28 protein-coding genes are annotated in these 24125 nt (G+C 72.2%); 16 read left to right on the top strand and 12 right to left on the bottom strand.

Translation table 11 applies throughout. The features are described from left to right. Window positions 1-127: 127 nt before the first annotated feature. Together OG417_RS29315 and OG417_RS29310 are read right to left on the bottom strand one after the other, a co-directional pair. Window positions 128-1600 (bottom strand): MFS transporter, encoded by a 1473-nt coding sequence (locus OG417_RS29315; RefSeq protein WP_329235229.1) that lies wholly within the window; start codon window positions 1598-1600, stop codon window positions 128-130. Window positions 1601-1611: 11 nt separating this feature from the next. Further along, window positions 1612-2289 carry a hypothetical protein gene (locus tag OG417_RS29310; RefSeq protein WP_329235226.1) on the bottom strand — a complete coding sequence of 226 codons (678 nt, stop codon included), beginning with the start codon at window positions 2287-2289 and terminating at the stop codon, window positions 1612-1614. A 169-nt stretch (window positions 2290-2458) separates the two neighbouring features. Here OG417_RS29310 and OG417_RS29305 point away from each other — a divergent pair, with 169 nt between their 5' ends. Continuing rightward, a complete protein-coding gene (locus OG417_RS29305; protein WP_329235223.1) occupies window positions 2459-2920 on the top strand; it encodes a MarR family winged helix-turn-helix transcriptional regulator in 462 nt (153 codons plus the stop codon). Here OG417_RS29305 and OG417_RS29300 read toward each other — a convergent pair. From OG417_RS29300 to OG417_RS29290, 3 genes are all read right to left on the bottom strand, one after another. Beyond that, the gene (locus OG417_RS29300) at window positions 2883-4343 is read right to left on the bottom strand and encodes an MFS transporter (RefSeq protein ID WP_329235220.1); all 1461 of its coding nucleotides are present in this window, start codon (window positions 4341-4343) and stop codon (window positions 2883-2885) included. The genes OG417_RS29305 and OG417_RS29300 overlap by 38 nt on opposite strands. Next, window positions 4340-4978, bottom strand: coding sequence for a TetR/AcrR family transcriptional regulator (locus OG417_RS29295; RefSeq protein ID WP_329235217.1), 639 nt, complete (start codon window positions 4976-4978; stop codon window positions 4340-4342). Before OG417_RS29295 ends, OG417_RS29300 begins: the two co-directional genes overlap by 4 nt. Before the next feature lie 279 nt (window positions 4979-5257). Continuing rightward, window positions 5258-5440 (bottom strand): hypothetical protein, encoded by a 183-nt coding sequence (locus tag OG417_RS29290; protein WP_329235215.1) that lies wholly within the window; start codon window positions 5438-5440, stop codon window positions 5258-5260. A gap of 12 nt (window positions 5441-5452) precedes the next feature. On the opposite strand from OG417_RS29290, the gene OG417_RS29285 reads away from it, so the two are divergent. The 3 genes from OG417_RS29285 (at window position 5453) to OG417_RS29275 (ending at window position 7838) form a co-directional block, all read left to right on the top strand. After that, window positions 5453-5638, top strand: coding sequence for a hypothetical protein (locus tag OG417_RS29285; RefSeq protein ID WP_329235212.1), 186 nt, complete (start codon window positions 5453-5455; stop codon window positions 5636-5638). Between the two features lie 389 nt (window positions 5639-6027). Next, window positions 6028-6597 carry a TetR/AcrR family transcriptional regulator gene (locus OG417_RS29280; protein ID WP_329235209.1) on the top strand — a complete coding sequence of 190 codons (570 nt, stop codon included), beginning with the start codon at window positions 6028-6030 and terminating at the stop codon, window positions 6595-6597. 65 nt (window positions 6598-6662) lie between these two features. Then, window positions 6663-7838: a GDSL-type esterase/lipase family protein gene (locus OG417_RS29275; RefSeq protein WP_329235206.1), complete on the top strand. Its 1176-nt coding sequence runs from the start codon at window positions 6663-6665 to the stop codon at window positions 7836-7838. A gap of 46 nt (window positions 7839-7884) precedes the next feature. On the opposite strand, the gene OG417_RS29270 is transcribed toward OG417_RS29275, so the two are convergent. Beyond that, a complete protein-coding gene (locus OG417_RS29270) occupies window positions 7885-8196 on the bottom strand; it encodes a hypothetical protein (protein WP_329235203.1) in 312 nt (103 codons plus the stop codon). Window positions 8197-8264: 68 nt separating this feature from the next. After that, complete coding sequence (locus tag OG417_RS29265; protein WP_329235200.1) at window positions 8265-8726, bottom strand: VOC family protein; 462 nt, start codon at window positions 8724-8726, stop codon at window positions 8265-8267. Between the two features lie 151 nt (window positions 8727-8877). On the opposite strand from OG417_RS29265, the gene OG417_RS29260 reads away from it, so the two are divergent. Further along, window positions 8878-9876 carry a helix-turn-helix transcriptional regulator gene (locus tag OG417_RS29260; protein ID WP_329235198.1) on the top strand — a complete coding sequence of 333 codons (999 nt, stop codon included), beginning with the start codon at window positions 8878-8880 and terminating at the stop codon, window positions 9874-9876. A gap of 57 nt (window positions 9877-9933) precedes the next feature. Then, a complete protein-coding gene (gene pip, locus OG417_RS29255) occupies window positions 9934-10956 on the top strand; it encodes a prolyl aminopeptidase (RefSeq protein WP_329235196.1) in 1023 nt (340 codons plus the stop codon). Here the strand turns inward: pip and OG417_RS29250 are convergent. Continuing rightward, window positions 10941-11525 carry a helix-turn-helix domain-containing protein gene (locus OG417_RS29250; protein ID WP_329235193.1) on the bottom strand — a complete coding sequence of 195 codons (585 nt, stop codon included), beginning with the start codon at window positions 11523-11525 and terminating at the stop codon, window positions 10941-10943. The genes pip and OG417_RS29250 overlap by 16 nt on opposite strands. Window positions 11526-11637: 112 nt before the next feature. Here OG417_RS29250 and OG417_RS29245 point away from each other — a divergent pair, with 112 nt between their 5' ends. Further along, entirely contained in the window at window positions 11638-12726 is a 1089-nt protein-coding gene (locus OG417_RS29245) for a DNA polymerase III subunit beta family protein (RefSeq protein ID WP_329235191.1), read from the top strand. A 10-nt stretch (window positions 12727-12736) separates the two neighbouring features. After that, the gene (locus OG417_RS29240) at window positions 12737-13378 is read left to right on the top strand and encodes a hypothetical protein (protein WP_329235189.1); all 642 of its coding nucleotides are present in this window, start codon (window positions 12737-12739) and stop codon (window positions 13376-13378) included. Window positions 13379-13386: 8 nt separating this feature from the next. Here the strand turns inward: OG417_RS29240 and OG417_RS29235 are convergent, their stop codons facing one another. Further along, window positions 13387-14217 (bottom strand): helix-turn-helix transcriptional regulator, encoded by an 831-nt coding sequence (locus OG417_RS29235; RefSeq protein WP_329235186.1) that lies wholly within the window; start codon window positions 14215-14217, stop codon window positions 13387-13389. Window positions 14218-14318: 101 nt separating this feature from the next. On the opposite strand from OG417_RS29235, the gene OG417_RS29230 reads away from it, so the two are divergent. Genes OG417_RS29230 through OG417_RS29220 form a run of 3 tightly spaced genes read left to right on the top strand, consistent with a single transcriptional unit; the run spans window position 14319 to window position 16570 of the window. Further along, window positions 14319-15086, top strand: coding sequence for an SDR family oxidoreductase (locus OG417_RS29230; protein ID WP_329235183.1), 768 nt, complete (start codon window positions 14319-14321; stop codon window positions 15084-15086). 33 nt (window positions 15087-15119) lie between these two features. Next, window positions 15120-15896, top strand: a complete 777-nt coding sequence (locus OG417_RS29225; RefSeq protein ID WP_329235180.1) for an SDR family NAD(P)-dependent oxidoreductase — start codon at window positions 15120-15122, stop codon at window positions 15894-15896. Beyond that, entirely contained in the window at window positions 15893-16570 is a 678-nt protein-coding gene (locus tag OG417_RS29220) for an SDR family NAD(P)-dependent oxidoreductase (protein ID WP_329235177.1), read from the top strand. The genes OG417_RS29225 and OG417_RS29220 overlap by 4 nt, the downstream gene beginning before the upstream one ends. Before the next feature lie 20 nt (window positions 16571-16590). Here the strand turns inward: OG417_RS29220 and OG417_RS29215 are convergent, their stop codons facing one another. Then, the gene (locus tag OG417_RS29215; protein WP_329235174.1) at window positions 16591-17877 is read right to left on the bottom strand and encodes an MFS transporter; all 1287 of its coding nucleotides are present in this window, start codon (window positions 17875-17877) and stop codon (window positions 16591-16593) included. A gap of 46 nt (window positions 17878-17923) precedes the next feature. Here OG417_RS29215 and OG417_RS29210 point away from each other — a divergent pair, with 46 nt between their 5' ends. Both OG417_RS29210 and OG417_RS29205 read left to right on the top strand, forming a co-directional pair. Beyond that, window positions 17924-18547 carry an IMPACT family protein gene (locus OG417_RS29210; RefSeq protein WP_329235171.1) on the top strand — a complete coding sequence of 208 codons (624 nt, stop codon included), beginning with the start codon at window positions 17924-17926 and terminating at the stop codon, window positions 18545-18547. 68 nt (window positions 18548-18615) lie between these two features. Further along, on the top strand, window positions 18616-18984 hold the full coding sequence (locus tag OG417_RS29205) for a VOC family protein (protein ID WP_329235168.1): 369 nt from the start codon (window positions 18616-18618) through the stop codon (window positions 18982-18984). On the opposite strand, the gene OG417_RS29200 is transcribed toward OG417_RS29205, so the two are convergent. Next, entirely contained in the window at window positions 18985-20403 is a 1419-nt protein-coding gene (locus tag OG417_RS29200) for an MDR family MFS transporter (RefSeq protein WP_329235165.1), read from the bottom strand. Window positions 20404-20472: 69 nt separating this feature from the next. Between OG417_RS29200 and OG417_RS29195 the strand changes: the two genes are divergently transcribed. Beyond that, window positions 20473-21099 carry a TetR/AcrR family transcriptional regulator gene (locus OG417_RS29195; RefSeq protein WP_329235163.1) on the top strand — a complete coding sequence of 209 codons (627 nt, stop codon included), beginning with the start codon at window positions 20473-20475 and terminating at the stop codon, window positions 21097-21099. Between the two features lie 321 nt (window positions 21100-21420). On the opposite strand, the gene OG417_RS29190 is transcribed toward OG417_RS29195, so the two are convergent. Then, a complete protein-coding gene (locus OG417_RS29190) occupies window positions 21421-22542 on the bottom strand; it encodes an FAD-dependent monooxygenase (protein WP_329235160.1) in 1122 nt (373 codons plus the stop codon). A gap of 182 nt (window positions 22543-22724) precedes the next feature. On the opposite strand from OG417_RS29190, the gene OG417_RS29185 reads away from it, so the two are divergent. Together OG417_RS29185 and OG417_RS29180 are read left to right on the top strand one after the other, a co-directional pair. After that, entirely contained in the window at window positions 22725-23633 is a 909-nt protein-coding gene (locus tag OG417_RS29185) for a LysR family transcriptional regulator (protein WP_329235157.1), read from the top strand. A gap of 121 nt (window positions 23634-23754) precedes the next feature. Continuing rightward, window positions 23755-24123: a hypothetical protein gene (locus OG417_RS29180; protein WP_329235154.1), complete on the top strand. Its 369-nt coding sequence runs from the start codon at window positions 23755-23757 to the stop codon at window positions 24121-24123. The last annotated feature ends 2 nt before the right edge of the window (window positions 24124-24125 follow it).

Below are 24125 nucleotides of genomic sequence, written 5' to 3'. Positions count from 1 at the left end.
GTCCGTACGCTGTGGGGCCCCTGCTCCTCCGCCCGAGTCGCTCAGGTGCTCGCGCTGACCCCCCAAGACCACGCTGCCCACGGATAAGCGCTGAACGATTACGCGAGACCACCAGCACCGCCCCCGGTCACCTCGGCTGTTGTGCTGCTGAGCCCCGCGGCCGGACGAATGGCGTGATGGTGAGCAGGGAGACCACGATGCCGAGAAGAAACAGCCCGACGGCGATTTTGAAGCCTGCCGTGTAACCGTGGACCAGCGCGTCCGACAGCGCCGTGCCCTTCGCCGCGTGCCGGGTCGTCGTGACCGCGACGGTCGCCAGCCCCGCCAGGCCCAGCGCGCCGCCGATCTGTGAGCCGGCGGTGAGCAGCGCGGAGCCGATGCCGGCCTCGGAGCTGTCGATTCCGCGGACGCCGATCCCGGTGGAGACGACGACGGTGGCGCCCAGGCCCAGGCCGGTGACCAGCGACGCCGGCATCATCATCCCGTAGACGCTGGAGTGTGCCGTCAGGAAGCTGAACCAGGCGGTGCCCGCGGCGGCGAGCGCCAAGGCCAGCGACAGGGCCGCCTTCTCCGAGGTGCGGGCGAGCAGCCGCGGGCCCACGCCGCCGGCCGCGATGCCGAAGCCCACGGCGAGCGGCAGGTACATCAGGCCGGTGCGCAGCGCGGAGTAGCCCAGAACCTGCTGCATGTACAGGGTCAGGAAGAAGTACGTCGCGAAGCTGCCCGTCGCCATCAGCAGTGTGACGATGTTCGCTCCGACCCGGCCGCGGTCACTGACCACCTCGCGCGGGATCATCGGCGTGCGGCCGGTGCGCTGGATGACCACGAAGGCGACCAGCAGGACGGCCGAGGCGATCAGACAGCCGACGACCATGGCGTCGCTCCAGCCGTGCTCGCCGACCCGGTCCACCGCATAGACCAGCGAGCCGGCGCCAAGGGTTGCGGTGATCGCCCCGGGGATGTCGATCTTCGCCTGCTCGGCAGGCTCGCCCTCATCCAGGGCGTTGACACCGAGCAGGACCCCGATGATGACCGGGACGTTCACCAGCAGCACCCAGCGCCAGCCGGCGTAGGTGGTCAGCACGCCGCCCAGGATCAGGCCCATGACCGAGGCCAGCCCGGTCATCCCGCCGTACAGGCCCAGGGCCCTGGTGCGGGGCTTGCCTTCGGGGAAGGTGGCGACCAGCAGGGACAGCGCGCCGGGGGTGGCGATCGCCGCTCCGATGCCCTGGACGGCGCGGAACACGATCAGTGCGCCGCCGGTGGGCGCCAGCCCGCCGAGCAGCGAGGCCGCGCCGAACAGCACCAGGCCGACGCTGAAGACCCGCTTGCGACCGTAGACGTCGCCGACCCGCCCCGCGATGAGCATCAGCCCGCCGAACGTCAGCGAGTACGCGTTGATCACCCAGTTCAGCTCCGACGGAGAGATCTTCAGCGCGCTCTGGATGCTCGGGAGCGCGACGATCATGATCGTGCCGTCGAGCACGACCAGAAACCGTGCGAAGGCGATGACCCACGTGGCGATGCCGAGCCGGTGGTTCGGAACCGGATCCGCAACCGCCGTGGACGCGCCCGTCGCGCCTTCTTCGTACTGTGGCATGTCGGGGGTCCTTACCGGTCGTCGCCGCTTGTCGCGACCCGGCTGACCTGGGGAAGTCGATCGTCGTCGGCCGAGGTGGGCGCCAGCCGTGTGACGGCATCGGGCATGGGGCCGACGGTGAACACGCGGACGGACGAGCCGACCGTGACGGCGGCGAAGGACGCCTCGGACGGCACCTGAGCCGGAAGTGGGATGGTGTGCGGTCCCGCGTCGAGTCGGCCGTCGAAAACGTGCATCGACGCGCTCTTGGGCTGCGGGGGTACGAACGATGTGTGCCACCAGGCCTCGACGGTGACGGTGGCGGAATCGTCGAGCGTGAGTCGCACCGAGCGCTGTGCGGCGTCGTAGACGACCCCGCCGCCTTCCGGGGCCTCGGCCGAGGTGGCGGCTTGCACCTGGGCGGCGATGAGGCCGGCGATGCCGGCCAGGCCCTGGACGAAGCTCACGTGCGGGTTGCGTTCGGAGATGTCCGCGCGCAGTCGTCGTTTCGTGTCGGCGGGGACCATGCCGCCGAAGACCAGGACGTCGAGATCGGTGACGTCGTAGTCATCGAGAACCTGGTCGAACTGGTTCGTGGTGTCGGCGGAATAGCCCTTGGCACGCAAGATGTCGACGGTGGCGAGGAGCACGCTGGGGCTGCGGCCGATGACGAGAACGCGTTCGGGCTCGTTCTTCGGTGAGGTGTTCACTGTCAGATCTCCTTGCGGCGGCGGATTTCGAGACCGGCCGCGGATCGGCGGGGTGGCCGGGTCTCCGCTCCGTGGGGTGGGTGACATCGGCGCGATTGAGCACGATGTCAATGTTGGTGCGACCAACATAGCGAGTGTTGGTACAGCCCACAACTGCTACGGTTGACGCGTGCCCACGCCCCATCACGACACCGGCCGCACTCCGGCCCGGCTCGAAGGACGCGCGACCTGGCTGATCAGCCGGGCGCACACCCACGTCTCGGGGCTGCTCGGCGCCGGTTTCGATGCCCATGGCGGCGGACTGCGCAGCTACCACTACCGGCTCCTCGCCGCGCTGGAAGAGTGGGGGCCCGCGAGTCAGGCCGAGCTCGGCCGCAGGACCGGGATCGACCGCAGCGATGTGACCGCCGCCTTGACCAAGCTCGAGTCACGCAACCTGGTCGAGCGCTCGGCCGATCCCGCACACAAGCGCCGGAACATCGTCACGATCACCCCGGCAGGCGTCGAACGGCTTCTCGAGTTCGACAAGGTCATCGACGGCATCCAGGAGGAGTTCCTCGCGCCTTTGACGGCCGCCCAGCGGCGTCAATTCATCACCCTGTTGTCGAAACTCGTCGACGCACAGCACTGATTCCGGGCGAGGGAACGGAGATGTCGCGCGTGAGGAGCAGCGCGGCGACGGCGAGGAGCCCGGCGACGGTTCCGCTCCAGGCGATGGTGGAGCCGATGGCCGGTGCGGTGGGCGCTGTGGGGGAGTGACCGATCAGGGTCTGGGCGCAGGCCAGGCCGAACGCGCCGCCGATCTGCTTGGTGAGGGCCGAGCTCGCGGTGGCGGTGCCCATGTCGGCGTGGGGCACGCAGTTCTGTGTGGCGATGGTCAGGCCGCCCATCGCCGGACCGGTGCCGAGCCCGACGGCCAGTAGGAACACGGACGTCAGCGCGAAGGGCGTCGCGGGCCCCAGGGCGAAGAAGGCGGCGGTACCGGCGGTGAGCAGTGCCGCTCCGGTCAGGAGGACCGGTTTGACGTGTCCACTGCGCAGGACGGCGGTGGCGGTGAGGCGGTTGCCCAGGGTCATGCCGATGAGCAGCGGGAGCAGCAGGAGGCCGGAGACCGTGGCGGAGTAGCCGCGGACGTGCTGGAAGTACAGCGGTAGGAAGATCCCCACGGGCAGCGCCGCGACCTGGAAGAAGAACCCGGCGGTCAGCAAGGCCGCGTAGGTGCGGCGCCCGAACAGGCGCAGGGGCAGGACGGGGACGGCCGCGCGTCGTTCGACCGGGATGAGCAGCGCCAGCAGGGCCAGGCCGGCGAGCAGGCAGCCCATCACGGCCGGGTCGGCCCAGGACCGGCCGGTCGCCGTGTTGCCCTTGAGGCTGAGGCCGGTCAGGACCAGAGCGAGCCCGGCGGTGAGAAGAACGATGCCCGCCGCATCGAGGCGGCCGGAGGGCGGGGCGGCGGGACGGCGGTCGGGCAGGGCAAGGGTGAGGACCGCGGCGGCGGCCAGGCCGAGGGGCAGGTTGAGCCAGAACGCCCAGCGCCAGCCGGCGTGGTCGGCGAGCAGGCCTCCGAGGATCGGGCCGCCGACCATGCCCAGGACCATCATGGCGGCCAGGGCGGTCTGCATGCGGATCAGTCCCTGCGGGCGGGACGGTGGGTGCAGGTCGCGGATCAGGGCCATGCCGAGAGTGAGCAGGGCTCCGGCGCCCAGCCCCTGCACGGCGCGGGAGAGGATCAGCGCCGGCATGGAGGCGGACAGACCGCAGGCCGTCGAGCCGATCAGGAAGACGGCGAGCCCGCCGATCAGCAGCCGGCGGCGGCCGTGAAGGTCGGAGAAGCGGCCGTAGACCGGCACGCTGACCGAGGAGGTCAGCAGGTACGCGGTGACGAGCCAGACGTACCAGGAGGCCCCGCCACCGACCTGCTCGACGATGCGGGGCAGGGCGGTGCCGACGACCGTTCCGTCCAGCATGGCCAGGAAGGCGCATCCGAGCAGGGCGAAGGTGATCAGGGTTCGGCGGCGGGACGCGAGGTCGTCGTACATCTCGGGCGCGGTCATCCGGCCTCTCCGGACGCGGCGAGCGCGCCGTGCAGGAAGAGGTCCACGAGCTCCTCGTTGGTCAGCGGGTCGGGAGCGCCCGGCCGGCCCGCGGACATCAGCAGCAGCTGGAAGGCGTCCGCGAGCCGCTCCGGAGCCAGCCGCAGCGTCTTCCGGTCGGGTTCGAACAGGGCGGCGAGGGCCGCGCGGGGTCTGGCCAGGCCGGCTTCCCGGTCGGGGAGACGGCCGCCCTGGCCTGGCTTGGGGGCGGTCGGGCGCTCCAGTCGTCCGGCCGCCGCAAGGGCTCCGGCGACGGCGCCGATGCGGGCCATGTGGCCGCGCACCACGTCGGCCGCCTCGGTGAGCCGCTCGGCCAGCGGCTGGTCCAGCGCGATCGACTCCAGGTGGGCGACGATGTCGTCGGGGCGCACGGCTTCGGCCATGCAGGCCGCGAGCAGGGTGTCCTTATCGGGGAAGACGCGGAAGATCGTGCCTTCGCCGATGCCCGCGGCCCGGGCGATCTTCGCCGTCGTCACCGAGGCGCCGAACTCGATAACGAGGGGGAGGGCCGCGGCGACGATCATCGCGCGGCGCTGGTCGGGCTCCATCGCCGGCGCACGGCGCCGGGACGGCTGAGGGGAAGAGTTCTCTGTCATGCCGGTCAGCGTACGGAGTGAGTACTCACTCCGTCAACTGTGCGAAGCGCGGCCCGGTCCCGTACGGTCGCGGCGTTGGGCGTGGCCCTGAAGGAGCCGTACGCGGAATCACGGCGTCGGTAAAGGTTTCGGTGGGTCACCGAGAATCGCTACTCGGCTACCAATCGGGTCGGCCATTCACCGGAAACCGGCGGCCCGGAAGACACGAGTTGATGGAAAGGCCGCCTGCGTCGCTTCTGTTCTCGTTGCGGCGGTACGGTTCCGGCCATGGCTACCCCCTCACGTGGAGACAGGGCCGAGGCGCTCGCCCGCGATATCCGCCAGTTGTTCAGGCTCATCGGCATACCCGAGGGCAGCCATGCCGGCGGCTATCACATTTCCACGTACGGCGGCCATGTGAAAGTGAGCTGGTGCGCGGAAACGCGTTTCGACGGTGAGGCCGGTTCCCTGGGAATCGATCATCCTGATCACCCCATGGTGCGCCTCGAACGCGCGGCGACCGGGGTCATGGAACGCGCGATGGCGAATGTGCTGTACGCCGCGGGTTTCACCGTGGCACTCGTACCGGGAGTGCCGAACCGTGTCGACGTGGGAAAGGAACGCGACCCCGAGGTCGTCGTCCTGAACGGGCCCGGCTTCAAGGCGTGGCAGAGCGGCTGAGGGGCGGCCCGCGAATTTTCGCCGAGTAGGCCGCTCACCGCCGCTTTCCCGGACGGCACGAAAATACCCTCGGGCGGCCAGCGGATGAGGGTGCGGGTGATGAGGCTCTGCATTCACCGGTCCGGGTCACCCACCCCGAATGATCCGGAGGCACCGCCGCCTGGTCGAGGAGTTGAGCCGCCCGGACACCATCGGCTACGGCGGCCACTTCGGGCCTGCCGTGCGCCGCCCCGGCGGCGGCCGGTTCACCCGGGCCTCGGCGCCTGACGGCCCGCCATCGGCGGCGCCGCCCCGGCGAGGCCCCCTCCCGTCCGGCCTCCGCGTATTCGGAGTTTGCCTAAGACTATTAGGTATGTACATACTATCTTTCGGCAGATGGGAGAATCGTTATGGTTCGCGCGGGACTGAGCACGGAACGCCTGATCCGGGCCGGGGCGGAGCTGGCGGACGAGGTCGGCTTCGACCAGGTGACCGTCTCGGCGCTCGCCCGGCGGTTCGACGTCAAGGTCGCGAGTCTGTACTCGCACCTGAAGAACTCCCAGGACCTCAAGACCAGGATCGCCCTGTTCGCCCTGGAGGAGCTCGCCGACCGGGTCTCCGCCGCGCTGGCCGGGCGTGCCGGCAAGGACGCGCTGGCCGCCTTCGCGGACGCCTATCGCGACTACGCCCGGGAACATCCCGGCCGCTACGCCGCCGCGCAGCTCAGGCTCGACCCCGAGACGGCGGCCTCCAGCGCGGGCGTCAGGCACGCACAGATGACACGGGCGATCCTGCGCGGCTATGACCTGACCGAGCCGGACCAGACCCACGCGGTCCGGATGCTCGGCAGCGTCTTCCACGGCTACGTCAGCCTGGAGATGGGCGGAGGCTTCAGCCACACCGCCGTCGACCCGCAGGAATCCTGGTCCTGGATCGTGAACTCCCTCGACGCCCTGTTGCGGACCGGCACCACGTCCTGACCACCAGGGGCGCGCCGCGTCGCGCATCTCGACCACCCGGAATACCTGATCGACAGGCTGAGGCGATGAACACCGAGCATCACTGGGTCACCACACCCATCACCGAAGACCTCCTGCGCGGCGCCCTCGACGTGGAGCACACCGCGTACGGGCTGCTGCCGCACCGGCTGCCCGCGCGGGCGCGCCGGCAGATCCCCGACGAGCTGCTGGCCGTGGCCGAGGCCACGCCGTCCGGCGTACGGCTGGTGTTCCGTACCCGGGCCACCGCCGTCGAGCTGGACACGCTGCCCACCAAGCGGGCCTACCGGAATCTGCCGACACCGGCGGACGGGGTGTACGACCTGCTGGTCGACGGCCGGCTCACCACCCAGGCCACGGTTGCCGGCGGCCGGCTCCGTACGACCGACATGATCACCGGGTCCGTCGAGCTGCGCGAGGGGCCTTCGGGCACCGCCCGGTTCACCGATCTGCCCGCGCGTGACAAGCACGTCGAGATCTGGCTCCCGCACACGGAGGTCACCGAGCTGATCGCCCTGCGCACCGACGCCCCGGTCGAACCGGTGCCGGACAGCGGGCGCAGGGTGTGGCTGCACCACGGCAGCTCCATCAGCCACGGCTCGAACGCCGCCGGCCCGACGACCATCTGGCCGGCCCTGGCCGCCGCCCGAGGCGGCGTGGAGCTGGTCAACCTCGGGTTCAGCGGCAGCGCGCTGCTCGACCCGTTCACCGCCCGCGCCATGCGGGACACCCCCGCGGACCTGATCAGCGTCAAGATCGGCATCAACGTCGTCAACGCCGACGTGATGCGCCTGCGCGCCTTCGTCCCCGCGGTCCACGGTTTCCTCGACACCATCCGCGAGGGGCATCCGGACACGCCGCTGCTGGTGGCCTCCGCCATCCTGTGTCCGGTCCACGAGGACACCCCCGGCCCCCTCGTGCCCGACTTCGACGGCGGAACCGTGCGGTTCAAGGCCACGGGCGACCCGGCCGAACGCGCCGCCGGGCGCCTGACGCTCAACATCATCCGCGAGGAGCTCTCCCGGATCGTCGAACGGCGGGCGGCCGACGACCCGGGCCTGCACTACCTCGACGGCCGGGACCTGTACGGCGAGACGGACCACGCCGAACTCCCGCTGCCCGACGAGGTCCACCCCGACGCCGCGGGACACCGCCGCATCGCCGAGAACTTCGCGCGGCTCGTGTTCGGCTCCGGCGGCGCGTTCGCCCTCCCGGTTCCCTGAGCTGCTCCCCGCGGCCCGGCGCCGGCGCCTCTCATGTGCTCTTCGGTCACGAGTCGGCAACAGCGGTCAGCAGGGCTACTGAGACACGGAAGTGAAATCGGCGTCTCGCGCCCTTCACGTCGACGAGCCAGCTATCGGGACTCAGCTGGAACACCCATCGGCCCTTGGGGCGCAATGGGGCGGCCGGCCGATGCCGCAATGCCCTGTCTGCCGCCACGGCGCGAGCCTGCTCGACGTCGGGTCCGATCGGCAGGACCGCCGTCACACGGAAGCTGCCGTCACCACTACCACCACCACCGATGGACTCCTCGATCAGAACGTGCCACTCGTTGACCCGGCTCTGCGGAAGAGGTTGCATGGTCCGATCTTGTCCTAGCGTGCATCGGGAGCAAGGTGAGCGTTGATTATGGTCACAGCCATACGGATCTAATCCAGGCAGAACTCGTTGCCCTCGGGGTCGGTCATCACGATGAAGCCGGCGCTCATCGGGGGAGCGGGTTCACAGCGCCGTACGCGCGTCGCTCCCAGCGCGACGAGTCGGTCGCACTCGGCCTCCAGGGCCGCCATCCGCTGCTCTGCCCGCAGTCCGGGGGCCACGCGAATGTCGAGGTGGACGCGGTTCTTGGCGGTCTTGTCCTCCGGCACCTGCTGGAAGAACAGCCGGGGGCCGTTCCCCTCCGGATCCTCGATGGCCGATCTCGAGTCGCGCTGCTCCGCCGGCACGCCGATCCGCGCGAGGAACTCGTCCCACGCGGCGAGCGGGTCGGCGCCCTCGGGCAGGTCGACACCGGGCGGGCCGGGGTGGACGTAGCCGAGCACCTCGCACCAGAAGGACGACAGCGCCCGCGGATCGTGGGCGTCGAAGGTGACCTGAACATGGCGGCTCATCGGGTTGCTCCATTCGTGGCGGGTCTCATGTGCGGGCACGGGTCGCGCGGCGGCGGGCCTCGCACAGCCGGCCGAGCGCGTCCGCGTCCCTGAACGCACCCTGGCACCGAGGGCGGACAGGATCGGTCCGCTTTCTGGCAGGGTGGGTGCCATGGATACGGCCGGCGGTGACGAGCGGGGGACGACGGAGCGGGTGCTCACCCTGCTCGGGCTGCTGCAGCAGCGCCAGGGCTGGACCGGCCCCGAGCTCGCCGACCGGCTCGGGGTCACGCCGCGCACGGTACGGCGTGACGTCGAGCGGCTGCGCACGCTCGGCTACCGGATCCATTCCGGCCAGGGCGTCGGCGGCGGTTACCGGCTCGGCCCGGGGCAGGACCTGCCGCCGCTGCTTCTCGACGACGAGGAGGCCATCGCCACCGTGGTGTCGCTGCTCGCCGGCGCGGGTGGCGGCGTCGCCGGAGCCGGCGACGCGGCGCTTCGGGCGCTGACCAAGCTCGACCAGGTGCTGCCGGCGCGGTTGCGGCACGAGGTGCGTGCGCTCTCCGGCTCGGTGGAGTCCTTCGGGGGAGGACGCACGCCGGTCGACCCCGAGGTGCTCACGACACTGGCCAGAGCCTGCCGCGAGGAGGTCGAGGCCGGCTTCGGCTACCCGTCCGGGAGCCAGGTGCGACGGCGGCGGGTCGAGCCCTACCGCCTGGTCGCCTCCGACCGGCGCTGGTATCTCCTCGCCTACGACCTCGACCGCGACGACTGGCGCAGCTTCCGCGTCGACCGGATGAGCGACGTGTCCGCGCGGACGTGGCGGTTCCGCCCGCGCGCGGCGCCCGACGCGGCGACGTACGTGCAGGAGAACGTGGCGAGCCGGGTCTACCCGCACCGGGCGCGTTTCCTCGTGCACGCCCCGGCCGACACGGTACGCGCGCAGATCCCGGCGTCGGCCGCCGTCGTACGACGGCGCGGCGACGAGCTGTGCGAGGTGCTCAGCGGCGCCGGCAGCCTCGACTTCGTGCTCATGCACGTGCTCCTGCTCGGACACGACTTCGAGGTGGTCGACCCTCCGGAGCTCAGGGGACGCTGTCGCGCGCTGGCGGAGCGACTGCTGTCGGCCGGTGCGGCGGTCTCACCGGTGCCGGACATGGCAGAGTCGTGAGCCGCGACCAGGCCGGCGCCGAAAACCGCTTCCGGCACGACGGGAGGACCTTCCGACATGGGTGAGCCGTATCCGCCGATCGAACCGTACGACCAGGGAATGCTCGACGTGGGAGACGGCAACCTCGTGTACTGGGAGGCCTGCGGCGACCCGGCGGGCAAGCCCGCGCTCGTCGTGCACGGCGGACCCGGGTCCGGCTGTGGCACCTGGATGCGCCGGTACTTCGATCCGGACCGGTACCGCGTCGTCCTGTTCGACCAGCGTGGCTGCGGCCGCAGCACCCCGCACGCCAGTGATCCCGCGGCCGACATGCGGCACAACACCACCGAGCACCTCATCGCCGACATGGAGCGGCTCCGGCGGCATCTGGGCATCGACCGGTGGCTGCTGTACGGCGGCTCGTGGGGTTCCACGCTCATCCTCGCCTACGCCGAGCGGCATCCCGGACGCGTGTCGGAGATCGTCATCTCCGGTGTCACCACCACCCGGCGCTCGGAGACCGACTGGCTGTACCGAGGTGTCGGCCGGTTCTTTCCCGAGCAGTGGGAGCGCTTCCTCGCGGGCGCTCCGGGCACACCCCGCGACGGGGACGTCGTCGCGGCCTACGCGCGGCTGATGGAGCACCCCGACGCCGCCGTACGCGAGCGGGCGACGGCCGACTGGTGCGCCTGGGAGGACACGGTCCTGTCCGGCGAGACGAAGGGCGCCTCCCGACCGTACGGTGACCGGCCCTCCTCGGCGCGGCTCGCGCTGGTGCGCATCTGCTCCCACTACTTCTCCCACGGAGCGTGGCTGGAGGAGGGCGCCCTGCTGCGCGACGCGAACCGGCTGGCCGGGATCCCGGGCGTCCTGATCCACGGGCGGTTCGACCTGGGCGGCCCTCTCCAGACGGCCTGGGAACTGGCCCGCGCCTGGCCCGGCGCCGAGCTGATCGTCGTCGAGGACGCGGGCCATCTGGGCGGTGACGCGACGCGCGGCCACGTCCTGGCGGCCCTCGACCGGTTCGCCGCGGACCCTCGGCACGGCGGACACGAGACCGTGATCGCGGTGGAGTCATCGGGAGATCAGGCGGGCCGGTAGCGGGCCCTGACGTGGAAGCGTTCACCCTGGGGGCCGAGAATGCTCAGAAACTCCACCGGCCGCGCGTCGGCGTTGCCGAACCAGTGCGGCAGGTGGGTGTCGAACTCGGCGACCTCACCGGCGGCGAGGACGAGGTCCTGGTCGCCGAGCACGAGGCGCAGCCGCCCGTTGAGGACGTACAGCCAGTGGTATCCCTCGTGCGAGCGGGGATCGGGTTCGCCGTCGGCCAGGCCGGCGGGGAGGATCTGTTTGAACGCCTGCAGCCCGCCGGGTTTGCGGGTCAGCGGGATGACGGTCATGCCGTTGTGATTGAACGGCTGGGGGTGTACCCGCGGGTCGAGGGCGGCGGGCGCGCCGACGAGCTCGTCGAGCGGCATCCGGTAGGCCCTGGCCAGCGGCAGCAGCAGTTCCAGGCCGGGCCTGCGCTGCCCCGACTCCAGCCGGGACAGGGTGCTGATGGGGATCCCGGTGGTCTGCGACAGGGCGGTCAGGGTGACTCCGCGGCGGCGTCGCAGCTCCCGCAGCCGTGGTCCGACCGCGGCCAGCACGGCGTCCAGCTCCTCGCTCATCCGTTCACTCTGCCCACCCTTTGCGCTTTTGGCAAAGAGCTTTGTCACTCGATGTGTGGGGAACCAGGCCCGTTTTGACCTTCAAGCAGGTTGAACCCCGACAATCTCGCTCATGGACGACTCCGAGGGGCTCGTGAGCATCGGTGCCTTCGCGCACCGGGTGGGGCTGGCGCCGAGTGCGCTGCGGTTCTACGACGACTGCGGCGTGTTGCGGCCGGCGTTCGTCGACGAGGCGACCGGCTACCGGTACTACCACCCCGGACAGGAGCCCCGCGCCGTCCTCGTACGGCGGCTGCGGAAGGCGGGCCTGCCGTTGACCGAGGCCACGACGGTGCTGGACGGCACCCGGTCGCAGGCCCGCGCCGTACTGCGGGAGCACCTGGAGCGGGCACGGGAGACGGCGGCGGCGACACGGTCGGCGATCGAGTCGATCCTGGCCGACCTGTCGCCGCGCGCCTCGGTGTCCCGGGCGCGGGTGGGCGGCGCGGAACTGGCGAGCGCCGTGCGCCAGGTCGCGCCCGCGGTGGCCGACCCGGCGGTCGCCCGGGAGTTCCCGGTGCTCGGCGGGGTGCTGGTCGAGCTCGACCGGCAGGAGATCCGCCTGGCCGCCACCGACCGTTACCGCCTGGCGGTGCGCACGCTGCGGCCGGATCTCATCGAAGGCGGGCCGGGCCGGGTCGTCGTCGACGCGGCGGCGATGAAGGAGGCCGCCGCCTGGGCCGTACGCCACGCGGAGGTCGAGGTGGAGCTCGACGGCTCGGAGGCGGCGCGGGTCCGGGAGAACGGCGGCGGGGTACGGACGCTGCCGGCGGTCGAGGGAACGTTCCCCGACTACCGGGTGCTCCTGGAGGACCGGCCCGCCGTACGGCACCGGCTGATCGCCGGGCGGGTGGCGTTGCGGGACCGGCTCGCCGAGACCGGCGGGCCCGTCACCCTGCACGCCGAGGACGACCGCATCCGCGTGGTGGGCGAGGATCCGCCCGCGGCCACCGTGCCCGCCATCCGCACCGGGCCGCCGCTGTCCATCACCTTCGACCCGGTCGTCCTGGTCGCGGCCCTGGACGCCGGTGTGGGACCCGACGTCCTGCTGGAGGTCCGCGACCCGGTCTCGCCCGTGGTCGTCCGCTCCGCCGACCAGGGCAGCTTCACCACCTTGGTCATGCCGGTTCTCCGCCGGGCCGGTCACCACCGCGAGACGTGAGGAGAGACACATGGATCCGCAGAACCCCGTCGTCCGGCTGTGCGCCGAGGGCATGCGCGCCGAGACCGAGGGCCGCGACGCCGACGCACGCGAGCTGTTCGAGCAGGCGTGGCGCACCGCCGCCGACGACTACGAGGCGTGCGTCGCCGCGCACTACCTGGCCCGGCACCAGCCGACACCACGGGAGACGCTCCGCTGGAACCAGGAGTGCCTGGACCGGGCGAACCGGGTCGGCGACGAGCGCGTCACGGGCTTTTACCCCTCCCTGCACCTGAACCTGGCCAAGGCCCACCGGGACCTGGGCGACCCGCAGGAGGCGCGGCGGCACTTCACGCTCGCGGCCGCGCACCTGGACGACGCGCCGCCGGGCCCGTACGCCGACGGGCTCCGCTTCACGATCGCCGACGGGCTGCGCGAGGCCGGGCGGGCGGCCGACGGCGGGCTGTACGACCTGCTGATCCGGCTGTGCGCGCGGGAGGACCTGCGGGCGCTCGGGCTGGTCCTACCCGCCTATCTGGGCGATCTGGGGACCGAGGAGGACCGGGCCCGGCTGGCCGCCGCACTGCACACGCTGCACGCGACGCGGTGGCTGCCCGAGCAGGAGCAGGAGGCTCTCGGCCGGGTCATCGGCTCGCTCGGCGCCGCGGCCTGACCGAGCGCTCAGGTCGCCTGGCGTGCGGTGGCGGCCAGGGAGCCGAGGAGCGCGAGGGCCTGGCTGCTCTCGGAGGCCGGTTCGGCGTGGTAGACGACGAGCTCCTGCCCGGGGCTGGAACGGACGTCGAAGGTCTGCATCGTCAGCGTCAGCGCTCCGACGTCGTGGTGGTCGAAGCGTTTGCGTTCGAGTGCCTTGCCGCGGGCGTCGTGATGGGCCCACAGTTCGGCGAACTCGGGGCTCTGGTCGAGCAGCTCGGCCAGCACCCGCCGGATCCGCGGGTCGTGCGGCGCCTTGCCGTAGCCGAGCCGGAAGCCGGCCACCGAGTTGCGCGCGACCTCGTGCCAGTCGCGGTAGAAGGTGCGCGCGGCCGGGTCGGTGAACACGACGTGCATGAGGTTGCGTGAGTGCGCCCAGTCGTGGAAGAGCGCGTCGGCGATCGCGTTGGAGGCGAGCACGTCGTAGGCGCGGTTGTAGACGATGGCCGGATTGTCCGGCCAGGCGGCCATGAGCTGCAGCAGACTCGGGTCGACGCGGTCCGGTACGGCGGCGACCCGGGCGCGCGGGCTGAGCCCGGCCAGGCGGAACAGGTGCTCGCGGCCGTCGTCGTCGAGGCGCAGGGCGGCGGTCAGGGCGTCGATCACCTGCGCCGACGGCGTGCGTTCCCGGCCCTGCTCGAGCCGGACGTAGTAGTCGACGCTGACGCCGGCCAGCAGGGCCACTTCCTCACGTCGCAGGCCGGGGACCCGCCGGTGGCCGACGCTGGGCAGGCCGGCCTCGGCCGGTGTGACCCGGGCCCGCCGGGCGCGCAGGTAGGCGCCGAGGTCGGAGCGTGTCATGACGCCATCGTACGGAGAAGGGCCGGGCGCTTCGTGGGTGCGTTACTCCCAGGAAGACCGCGCCCTGCCGCGGCCGCCCGGCCTGGGCCAGTGTCGAGGGCATGCCGACGAATCAGAAAGCGATGACGCCGGACGGCCGCAAGGTCGTCCTCGTCACCGGAGCCAGCAGCGGCATCGGCGCGGCCGTCGCCGCCCGGCTCGCGCAGGAGGGACACCATGTGATCGCCGGCGCGCGGCGTACCGACCGCCTGCGGGCGCTGGCCGAACGCACCGCGCGGGCGAGCGCCCGCTCCGGCGGCACCTTGGATCCGGTGCGGCTCGACGTGACGGACCGCCGCGACGTCGGCGCGTTCGCCGAGGCCGCCCGGGATCGCCACGGGCGGATCGACGTCTTCGTCAACAACGCCGGGGTCATGCCCCTGTCGCGGCTCGACTCCCTGCTGGTCGATGAGTGGGACCGGATGATCGATGTGAACATCCGCGGGCTGCTGCACGGGATCGCCGCGGTCCTGCCCCACTTCACCGCTCAGGGTTCGGGCCACTTCGTCACGGTCGCGAGCATCGGCGCGCACCAGGTCGTGCCCACCAGCGCCGTCTACTCCGGTACCAAGTACGCAGCCTGGGCGATCACCGAGGGACTGCGCCAGGAGAGCGACCCCGCCATCCGCGTCACGACCATCTCTCCCGGCGTGGTCACCTCCGAACTCGCCGACTCCATCACCGAGGACGGAGCCGCGCAGGCCATGCGCGTCTACCGGGCCCATGCCATCGAACCGGACGCCATCGCCGGGGCCGTCTCCTACGCCCTCGCACAGCCGGCCGACGTGGACGTCAACGAGATCGTCCTGCGGCCCGCCCGGCAACGCTGACCGCCTCTCGTTCCACAACAAACGGAGAAATCCATGACCATCACCCCTGACCGCCCCGCCGTCCCGGCCTCCTGGGACCTCACCGGAAGGGTCGCCGTCGTCACGGGGGCCGCGCGGGGCATCGGGCACGCCACGGCCACCCTGCTGCGTGACCGCGGCGCCCGCCTGGTCGTCACCGATCGTTCCCCGGCCGTCGAGGAGTTCGCCGCGAGCGATCCGGACCTGGCCGCGCTCGTCGGCGACGTCGCCGACGAGGACTTCGCGCGATCGACCATGCGGACGGCCACCGACCGGTTCGGCCGGCTCGACATCCTCGTCAACAACGCCGGCCGTACCCTGAACAAACCGATCACCGAGACCAGCGTCGAGGACTTCGAGGGCATCCTGCGGGTCAACGCCCGCGGCAACTTCGTCCAGGCGCGCGAGGCCTTCCGGGTGATGGAGGCCGGTGGCGGCGGCGCGATCGTCTCGATCGCCTCCGTCTCCTCGGTCGTCGCCTTCGCCACGCAGACGGCCTACGCCGCCTCCAAGGGCGCCCTGGCTCAGATCACCCGTGTGCTCGCCGTCGAGGGCGGCCCCAAGGGCATCCGCTCCAACGCCGTGCTCCCCGGGGTCATCGACACCGACATCATGGAGGGCGTCGTCGACAACGGCCGGGAGATGCTCGCCTCGTTCGGCGACGCTCACCCGATCGGCAGGATCGGACGGCCCGAAGAGGTCGCCGAGGCCGTCGCCTTCCTCGTGTCCGACGCCGCGAGCTTCGTCACCGGCGCACTCGTGGCCGTCGACGGCGGATGGACGGCCCAGTGAGCCCGCGAACCGGCCGGCACGGCGGCGGGCCCGTCTTCGTCGTCGGCGCGGGCCCGGGGATCGGGGCCTCGGTGGCCCGCCGCTTCGCCCGGGAGGGCCACCCGGCCGGGCTCATCGCGCGCGACCCGGACCGTCTCCATGCCATCGCCGACGACCTGCGCAAGAACGGGCACACCGCCGCCGCCGTCACCGGCGACATCACCGACCCCGGCGACATCGCCCGGGCGCTCGGCGAGCTGACCTCCACCCTGGGGGTGCCCGACGTCGTCTGCTTCAGCCCGCTGCCCGACATCCGCCTCATCCGGCCCGTCGTGGACACCACGGCCGAAGACGTCGAAGGCGCCCTGGCGCTCACGGTCGTGGGCGCCACCGCCGTCGTCCAGGCGGTCCTGCCGGGCATGCTGGACCGCGGCTCGGGCACGCTGCTGTTCACCACCGGCGGCGCCGCCGTACGCCCCAGCCCCGAGCGTGCCGTCAGCGCCGTCGCCTACGCGGGGCTGAGCAGCTACGTCGACCTGCTCTCCCGGGCACTGCCGCAGCGGGGGATCAACGTGGGCCGCGTCACCATCGTCGGCGCCGTGGGGCCGGGACTCGCCCACGAACCCGGCGACGTCGCCGAGCACCTCTGGCGCCGGCACGCCTCACCGGCGGAAACGGTGACCGTCCTGACCTGAGCCGGGACACCGGCCGAGGTTCAGCGCGCCTCCTCCGGCGCCTCGTCCAGCGCCTCGTCCGGCTCGTCCGGCTCGTCGGCGGGCGTGGTGTAGCGGGTGAGGGCGGGTACGGCGAGACGGAGCAGGCCGGCGCCCAGCAGGACGGCGATGCCGCCGCCGACCGCGCTGACGGCGGGGGAGGTGAGCGAGGCGACGGCACCGGCGCGGAAGTTGCCGACCTGGGGCCCTGCGGCGCCGATGACGAAGTCGACGCCGCCGACCCGCCCGCGGAACCCGTCGGGCGTGGCGAGCTGCACGATCGTGGCGCGGACGATGACGCTGGTCGTGTCGGCGGCACCCGCGAGGACGAGCAGCGGCAGGCCGAGCCACAGCGTGCGGGCGAGGCCGAACCCGGCGATGGCCGCGCCCCAGACCGTCACGCTCGCCAGCAGGGCCCGGCCGGGGCGGACGGCGTGCGCGACCGGGCCGGACAGCGCCGAGCCGAACAGCCCGCCGACGGCGGGCGCGGCGGTGATGAGCCCCAGGGTGGGGGCGGCACCGCCGAAGTGGGCGGCGTTGAGGGCGGGGAACAGCGCGAACGGCATGCCCAGGACCATCGCGTCGAGGTCGGCGAGGAAGACGCCGGTCAGGATCGGCCGCCGGCGGATGAACCGCAGTCCCTCGACGACGGCTGCGACCCCGGGCCGGGAGGCACCGCCCTGCGGCGGCATGGCGGGCAGGCGGGCCAGCGCGTACAGGGTGCCGCTGAAGCTGACCACGTCGGCCAGGTAGCACAGCCGCAGGCCGCCGGCGGCGGTGACAACACCGGCCAGCGCCGGACCGGCCATGAGACCGACCTGGAAGCACAGGTGGTTCAGCGCGACGCCGGCCGCGACCTGGCCGGCGGGCAGCAGCCGCGGCACGAACGTGCGGCGCGCGGGCGCGCCGACCGCCCCGAGCAGCGACTGGGCGGCCACCAGCGCGTACAGCGGCCACAGCGCCCGCAGGCCGGCGAACGCCTGGGCGGCCAGGAGCGCGGAGACCACGACGGAGCCGGTGTTGGTGGCCTGGACGAGGCGGCGGCGGTCGACCGCGTCGGCGAAGGATCCGCCGAACAGGCCGAGCAGGATCAGCGGCAGTCCCGAGGCCAGCCCCACCGCGCCGACCGCGGCCGAGGAGTGCGTCGTGCGGTAGACCTGCAGGGTCACCGCGAAGGTCGTCATCTGCCCGCCGACGATCGACAAGGATGAGCCGGCCCACAGGCGGCGGAAGTCCGCCGACTCACGCAGCGGGGTGATGTCCAGCACGAAGCGGCGGCGCCGGGGCATGCCTCATCCCTTCGATATCGCATCGGTCCCGTACGGTGGGTGCGACATGCGCACGATCACGCACTCTGGCGAGCACGAACTGCACGTCCGGCGTTCGCGGTTCGTCTGCGCGCTGGCGCGCGTCACCACCGAGGCGGAGGCGCGGGACTTCATCGCCGGGCGCCGCAGGACGTACCACGACGCGACCCACAACTGCACCGCCTACGTCCTCGGCGAGCACGGCGACCTTACCCGCAGCAACGACGACGGGGAACCGTCCGGCACGGCGGGGCTGCCGATGCTCGATGTGCTGACGCGCCGGGAGCTGACCGGCACGGTCGCCGTCGTCAGCCGGTACTTCGGGGGCGTCAAGCTGGGCGCCGGCGGTCTGGTGCGCGCGTACGGGCAGGTCGTGGCCGAGACGATCGACCGGGTCGGAGTGGTCGAGCGGCGTGCGGTGGTGACGGTGACGGTGGTGGCCGACCACGCCCTCGCCGGGCGGCTGAGCCGTGACCTGCACGCCTCCGCCTACACCCCGGCCGGGTCCCGGTACGGCGTGCGGGCCGAGCTGGACGTGCTGGTGCCGGAGGAGGAGCTGACGGAGTTCGAGGCGTGGGTGGCCTCGGCCGCCGGCGGGCGGGCGGAGACCCGGCGGGGCCCGGTCGGCTATGTGGACGCACCGATCTCCTGATTGTTGCCAGAAGCTGTCAGGTATGGCCGGGAGCATGGAGGCGTTCCACCGACGAAGGGAAATCAACGATGACCGCCATCGCCTCACTCGCCATGGTCAACCTCGACTGCGCCGACCCGCGCGCGCTCGCGGAGTTCTACCACGGCGTCTTCGGCTGGGAGATCACCCACAGCGAGGATGAGTACGCCATGGTCAGCGACGGCCGGACCGCCATCGGCTTCGGCCGTGTCGAGGGGTTCGCCCCGACGGGCTGGCCGGAGGAGTCCACGCCCAAGCGCTACCACCTCGACCTGTACGTCGACGACCTGGACAAGGCCGAGGCGGCCTGCCGGGAGCTCGGCGCGACCCGGCCGGACGCGCAGCCGGACGGTGACCGCTGGCGTGTACTGCTGGACGTCGCCGGGCACCCGTTCTGCCTGTGCGTTCGCGCCTCGTAGTCACGCGTCCGCCGTGTCCGGCGCGGGTTCGGGCCGGGCACGGCGCAGCGGCAGCAGCAGGGCGGGCAGCAGGGTCAGCGCGGTGAAGGCCAGCACCCACCAGAAGGCGGCGGCGAACGCCGCGGACGGCGCGTCGCGATGGTGCGCCAGATGGTGTTGCAGGATCGCGGTGAGCACGGCCGCGCCGACGGACGCGCCGACCGTCTGGACCGTGGTGATTGCGCTGGTCGCGCCGGGGATCTGGGCGGGTGCGAGCCCCTCGTAGGCGGCGGCCGAGACCGGGACGGCGACGGCCGCCACGCCCATGCCCCACACCAGCAGCACCGCGCCGAGCAGGAATCCGCCGGTGTGCGGGCCGACCTGGGTGAAGGCGAGCGTGCCCAGGGTGGTGACCGCGATGCCGGCCAGGACGACGGGCCGGGCGCCGATCCGGTCGGTGAGCCGGCCGCTGACGGGCAGGGCGAGCATCGTGCCCAGGCTCTGCGGCGCCAGCAGCAGCCCGGCGGTCAGCGCGCCGTGGCCGCGGACCTGCTGGAAGTACAGCGGCATCAGGATCATCACCCCGAAGACCGACAGCCGGGACAGGAAGTTCAGCGTCGAGGCGGCCGCGAAGGGCCGGTGGGCGAACAGGCGCAGGTCCAGCAGCGGGGCGACCCGCCGCCTGCGCAGCACGTGGACGGTGAACCCGGCCAGCAGCGCGACGCCGGCGGCCAGCAGCGGGATCCGCGCGGTCCGGGCGGACAGCCCGTACAGGGTCAGGGTGAGCGCGGGCGCCAGCAGTACCAGGCCGGTGAGGTCCAGCCAGCGCGTGCCGGCTTCGCGGGGCGGGGCGGCCGGGAGGCCACGCCGGGCGAGCAGCAGGGCGAGCAGGCCGATGGGGATGTTGACGTAGAAGATCCAGCGCCAGTTCCCGGCGTCGATGATCAGGCCGCCGATCAGCGGACCCAGGATGGGCGCCAGCTGCCCGGGCACGGCCACCAGGGCCATGACGCGCCCGCGCTGGCCGGGGTCCGCGGCCTGGGCGAGGATCATCATGCTCAGCGGCACGATCATGCCGCCGCCGATGCCCTGCAGGGCGCGGAAGGCGATGAGGGCGCCGGCGGACCAGGCTGCGCCGCACAAGGCCGAGCCGACGAGGAAGACCACCAGTGCGAACCTCCACATGGCGCGGGCGCCGAAGCGTTCGGCGAGCCGGCCGGTGACGGGGATGACCGTCGCGATGGCCAGCAGGTAGGCGGTGCTGACCCACTGGATCGTGGTGACCGAGGTGTGGAACGCGCCGGTGAGGCCGGCGAGGGCGACCGCGACCATCGTCATGTCGAGCATCGCGGTGACGGTGCCGACGATGACGGTGATCCCGAGCCGGCGGAGGGCGGGATCCAGGCGGGCGGGCCGCGTATGGGATGTGGTGTCGGTCATAACGCTGCACACTACACCGTGCAGTGTAGTTCGCCTACACTGCACGGTGTAGCCGAGGAAAGGGGACCCGTGCCCGACACGACCGCCCTGCGCCCGGGGTCGCCCGCCAAGCGCGCCGCGATCATCCGGGCGGCGCTGGAGGTGTTCGTCCGCGAGGGGTACGCGCGCGCCAGCGTCGACGCGATCGCCGAGGCCGCCGGGGTCTCCAAGCGCACGATCTATGACTATTACGGCGGCAAGGAACCGTTGTTCCTGTCGGCGGTGCGCGAGACCGCGGCGGCCCAGGCGACGGCCTTCGGCGACCTGCTGGACCGTACGCTGGGCGAGGTCACGGACGTGGAGGAGGCGCTGACGGAGTTCGCCCGCGCGTTCGCCACGGAGGTGGCCCGCTCGGCCGAACGGGCCGCGGTCGTGCGCCTGATGATCGCCGAAGCCTCCCACTTCCCGGACCTGATCCACACCGCGCCGCAGGACCGCCCGGTCCAGCGCACGCTGGCCGACCGGCTGGCCGAACTGGGCGAACAGGGCCTGCTGGAGGTCCCCGATCCGCTGGAGGCGGCCGAGTTCCTGGGCCTGCTCGTCACCGGCCCGGTCAACGCCCGCTCCTGGTACGGCACGGTGCGCCTGGACCAGGAGGAGATCGACCGCCTGGCCACCGCCGGCGCACGCGTCTTCCTGCGCGCGTACGCCCGCTGACCGAACCCTGTCCGCGCACAGGGCGCGATCCGCAACGGCGTTAGGGGCCGTCGCGTGCCCGTGAACCCGAATGAGTCCGCCTGTTCGGGCATCCCCCGGACTCTCCTGAATGGAGCTGGAACCAGCGCTCGGACGCGCGGCCGGTCCACCTGCGCGTGATCGCCGAGGCGACGGACCAGTGGCACGGGAACACCTCAGCGTGTGTCGGCGCGGTACATCGCGGCGTTCTCCGGTCGCTGAGCCGGCTCGGCATCCCCTGGACCGACTTCGACGGCTGAGCCACCGACGGCCCGAGCGACGCGCCCACCTCCATCGTGAAGGTCATGACCGCACCTGGTGCTCGCCGGATGTCGCCGTCGCCGAGGTGATCATCCAGTGGCTGAACGCGGCGTAGTGCCGTGCGAACTCCTGCGGTGTGGGCGCGTGCTCCACCGCGGCCGACAGCTCCGCGACGTGGGCGTAGCGGGGGATTCGGTCGGCCTCGTAGGCGGCCAGCGCCGCGGGCACGTCACTGGTGGGGGTGAGCAGCCGGCCGAGCAGGGCGGCGTCCTCGATGCCCAGCGTCGCACCCGCGGTGATGTGCGGCGACATCGCGTGGGCCGCGTCCCCGGCCAGCACGACACGCCTGGAGACCCAGTGCGGCAGCGGCGGCACGAGCATGATCTGGTTGTGCAGGATCATCTCCTCGGGCGTCGCGGCGATCAGCTCGGTCAGGATCCGGTTCCGCTGTCCCTGTTCGAGGTGGGCGGCCCGGGCCAGGGCCTGCTGCTTGAGAGTGCCGGTCGGCTCGGGCGCGTTGAACTGGTTGACCAGCCAGTAGACGCCGCCGCCGTAGGTGCGCACGTACCCGCCGCGGCAGCCGTGAGGGCCCAGGATCAGCCGGTCTTCGGCCAGGGGGACGCGGGGGTCGGCGATGACCGCCCGCCAGGCGTGATGGCCGGGGTGCTCCTGCGCGGGGGCGGCGGGCACCAACTGCCCGCGCACCGTGGAGTACGCCCCGTCCGCGCCTATGAGCACGTCGGCGTTGTCCTCGCCGCCATCGGTCAGCCGGACCGTGACACGGTCCGCGTGCTCCTCGTAGCGGGCGAACCCGGCGGCCAGGCGAATGTTCTCCCGGCCGACGGCGTCGGCCAGCAGGTCGTTCAGCCTGGCCCGGTGCACCAGCAGGAACCGATGGTCCTCGGGGCCGAACTCCGGGGTGTCGAGCAGCCGCCCGGCCGGGTCGTGGAAGTACATCTCGCCGGGCTTGCCGATCGCCCGCACCTGCGCGCCGATGCCGAGTTCGTCGAAGACCGCCAAGGCGTTGGCCCACAGTCCCAACCCGGCCCCGGCGGCGCGGATCTCCGGCGCGTGCTCGTAGATCACCACGTCGGCACCGGCGCGCCGCAGGGCCAGCGCGCTGGTCAGGCCCACGATCCCGGCGCCGATCACCACGGACCGCATCAGATCTCGCCCCCGGCCGCGCTCGCACCACGGCCACAAACGCTGTGGTGACGTGCTGGGCACGTACGGACGTCCATTGCGTCCTCCTTCGTGTCGTCCCGTGGGTTCGACGGTAGGGACGCGAGCCGATTCACTCCAGTGCAAGCTTGGTACACACTTATTTCGCTGCTGATAATCGGTCGGTGGACTACGACCTGAACCTCATCGAGGCATTGGACGCGCTGCTCACCGAAAGCAGCGTGACCAGGGCCGCGGCCCGGCTGCACACCTCGGCGCCGGCGATGAGCCGCGCCCTGGCCCGCCTGCGGCGCGCGTTCGACGACCCGCTTCTCGTGCGGGCCGGACGCGATCTCGTGCCCACACCCCGCGCGCTGGAGCTGCGCGGTGAGGTGCACGATGTCGCCGCCCGAGCGCGAGCGCTGTTTACGCCGTCGCACGCCGCCGATCCACGCACCGCGGTGCGCATGTTCGACCTGCAGGTGGCCGACATGCTGTCGACGACGTTCATCCCGTCCCTGATCGACGACCTGCGGGTCCAGGCGCCCGGCATCTCGCTGCGGCTGCGGCCGGAGAACCTCGAGGACACCCCGGCCCTGCGGGACGGGCTCGTGGACCTGGAGATCGGGGTCGTCCGCCCGGGCGCCCCGGAGATCCACTCGGAAACACTGCTCACGGAGACGCTGATCGGCGCGGTGCGCGCGGACCATCCACTCGCGAGGGTGAAGACCGTCACGCCGAAGCGGTTCGCCGCGGCCGATCACGTCGTCGTGTCCCGGCGGGGCCGGGCGCACGGCCCGATCGACGAGCAGCTCGCCGACCTGGGCCTGAGCCGGCGCGTGATCGCCGTGGTCCCCGGTTTCGCGAGCGCGCTGTACCTGGCCCGCGAAACCGACGTCGTCTGCGTCGCGCCGGCGCGGCTGGGCCGGTCGATGCTGGACACCCTCGGGCTGCGCACCTTCCCGATCCCCCTGACCCTGCCGCACGCGTCGATCGGCATGGCGTGGCATCCCCGCAACCACCACGACCGTACGCACCAGTTGCTGCGTAAGCGCATCCGTCACATCATGACCGCGGCCGGTGGCGATGGTTGATCGTCCGCTACGGCATTCATCCGGCACCGTCCAGTCTTGCGCTGCGGTGGGGCGAGCCCGGTCGCGATACTCCTGCCGATTGCAATCGGTAAATCATTAGCTGCGCAAGGTCGCGGGCGACGTGAGCGATCCGGCCGGCATCGCCGCGGTCGTCGACGCGGACTCCGTTGTCCTGTCCGGACTCGGCGCGGAGCAGGCGGGAACTCTCCTCGCCGGCGCCAAGGCGGTCGTCGCCGCCGGACCGCGGCGCATCACCTGGCTCGGCGCCTACGGCACGGGCGAGTCGGCCGACGCCGCCGGCGAGGGAGCGGACGTGCTCGGCAAACTGCTGGGCGACCGGCTCGCGGACAAGGTCAAGGCCGACAACACCGTCCTGGCCGCCGGGGCACGGTTTTCCACGCCGGCGTACTCGACATGGGGCCGCAGAGCCGCACCCGGCGCACGGTCGGCCTGGAGGCCGCGCCCCCGTTCGACCTCAGCGCGAAGGTGAGC

Source organism: Actinoallomurus sp. NBC_01490, assembly GCF_036227085.1.
Lineage (GTDB): Bacteria > Actinomycetota > Actinomycetes > Streptosporangiales > Streptosporangiaceae > Actinoallomurus > Actinoallomurus oryzae.
The sequence above is the reverse complement of the archived record's forward strand: the minus strand, read 5'-3'. Positions and strand labels throughout refer to the sequence as shown.

Coding starts and splice junctions, on each gene's coding strand:
- pip (WP_329235196.1), top strand. CDS start 9,934: ATGGGTGAGCCGTATCCGCCGATCGAACCGTACGACCAGGGAATGCTC.
- OG417_RS29225 (WP_329235180.1), top strand. CDS start 15,120: ATGACCATCACCCCTGACCGCCCCGCCGTCCCGGCCTCCTGGGACCTC.
- OG417_RS29265 (WP_329235200.1), bottom strand. CDS start 8,726: ATGAGCCGCCATGTTCAGGTCACCTTCGACGCCCACGATCCGCGGGCG.
- OG417_RS29290 (WP_329235215.1), bottom strand. CDS start 5,440: ATGATCGATTCCCAGGGAACCGGCCTCACCGTCGAAACGCGTTTCCGC.
- OG417_RS29245 (WP_329235191.1), top strand. CDS start 11,638: ATGGACGACTCCGAGGGGCTCGTGAGCATCGGTGCCTTCGCGCACCGG.
- OG417_RS29280 (WP_329235209.1), top strand. CDS start 6,028: ATGGTTCGCGCGGGACTGAGCACGGAACGCCTGATCCGGGCCGGGGCG.
- OG417_RS29275 (WP_329235206.1), top strand. CDS start 6,663: ATGAACACCGAGCATCACTGGGTCACCACACCCATCACCGAAGACCTC.
- OG417_RS29250 (WP_329235193.1), bottom strand. CDS start 11,525: ATGAGCGAGGAGCTGGACGCCGTGCTGGCCGCGGTCGGACCACGGCTG.
- OG417_RS29260 (WP_329235198.1), top strand. CDS start 8,878: ATGGATACGGCCGGCGGTGACGAGCGGGGGACGACGGAGCGGGTGCTC.
- OG417_RS29235 (WP_329235186.1), bottom strand. CDS start 14,217: ATGACACGCTCCGACCTCGGCGCCTACCTGCGCGCCCGGCGGGCCCGG.
- OG417_RS29295 (WP_329235217.1), bottom strand. CDS start 4,978: ATGACAGAGAACTCTTCCCCTCAGCCGTCCCGGCGCCGTGCGCCGGCG.
- OG417_RS29190 (WP_329235160.1), bottom strand. CDS start 22,542: ATGCGGTCCGTGGTGATCGGCGCCGGGATCGTGGGCCTGACCAGCGCG.
- OG417_RS29240 (WP_329235189.1), top strand. CDS start 12,737: ATGGATCCGCAGAACCCCGTCGTCCGGCTGTGCGCCGAGGGCATGCGC.
- OG417_RS29285 (WP_329235212.1), top strand. CDS start 5,453: ATGGTGCGCCTCGAACGCGCGGCGACCGGGGTCATGGAACGCGCGATG.
- OG417_RS29210 (WP_329235171.1), top strand. CDS start 17,924: ATGCGCACGATCACGCACTCTGGCGAGCACGAACTGCACGTCCGGCGT.
- OG417_RS29205 (WP_329235168.1), top strand. CDS start 18,616: ATGACCGCCATCGCCTCACTCGCCATGGTCAACCTCGACTGCGCCGAC.
- OG417_RS29215 (WP_329235174.1), bottom strand. CDS start 17,877: ATGCCCCGGCGCCGCCGCTTCGTGCTGGACATCACCCCGCTGCGTGAG.
- OG417_RS29270 (WP_329235203.1), bottom strand. CDS start 8,196: ATGCAACCTCTTCCGCAGAGCCGGGTCAACGAGTGGCACGTTCTGATC.
- OG417_RS29300 (WP_329235220.1), bottom strand. CDS start 4,343: ATGACCGCGCCCGAGATGTACGACGACCTCGCGTCCCGCCGCCGAACC.
- OG417_RS29230 (WP_329235183.1), top strand. CDS start 14,319: ATGCCGACGAATCAGAAAGCGATGACGCCGGACGGCCGCAAGGTCGTC.
- OG417_RS29315 (WP_329235229.1), bottom strand. CDS start 1,600: ATGCCACAGTACGAAGAAGGCGCGACGGGCGCGTCCACGGCGGTTGCG.
- OG417_RS29200 (WP_329235165.1), bottom strand. CDS start 20,403: ATGACCGACACCACATCCCATACGCGGCCCGCCCGCCTGGATCCCGCC.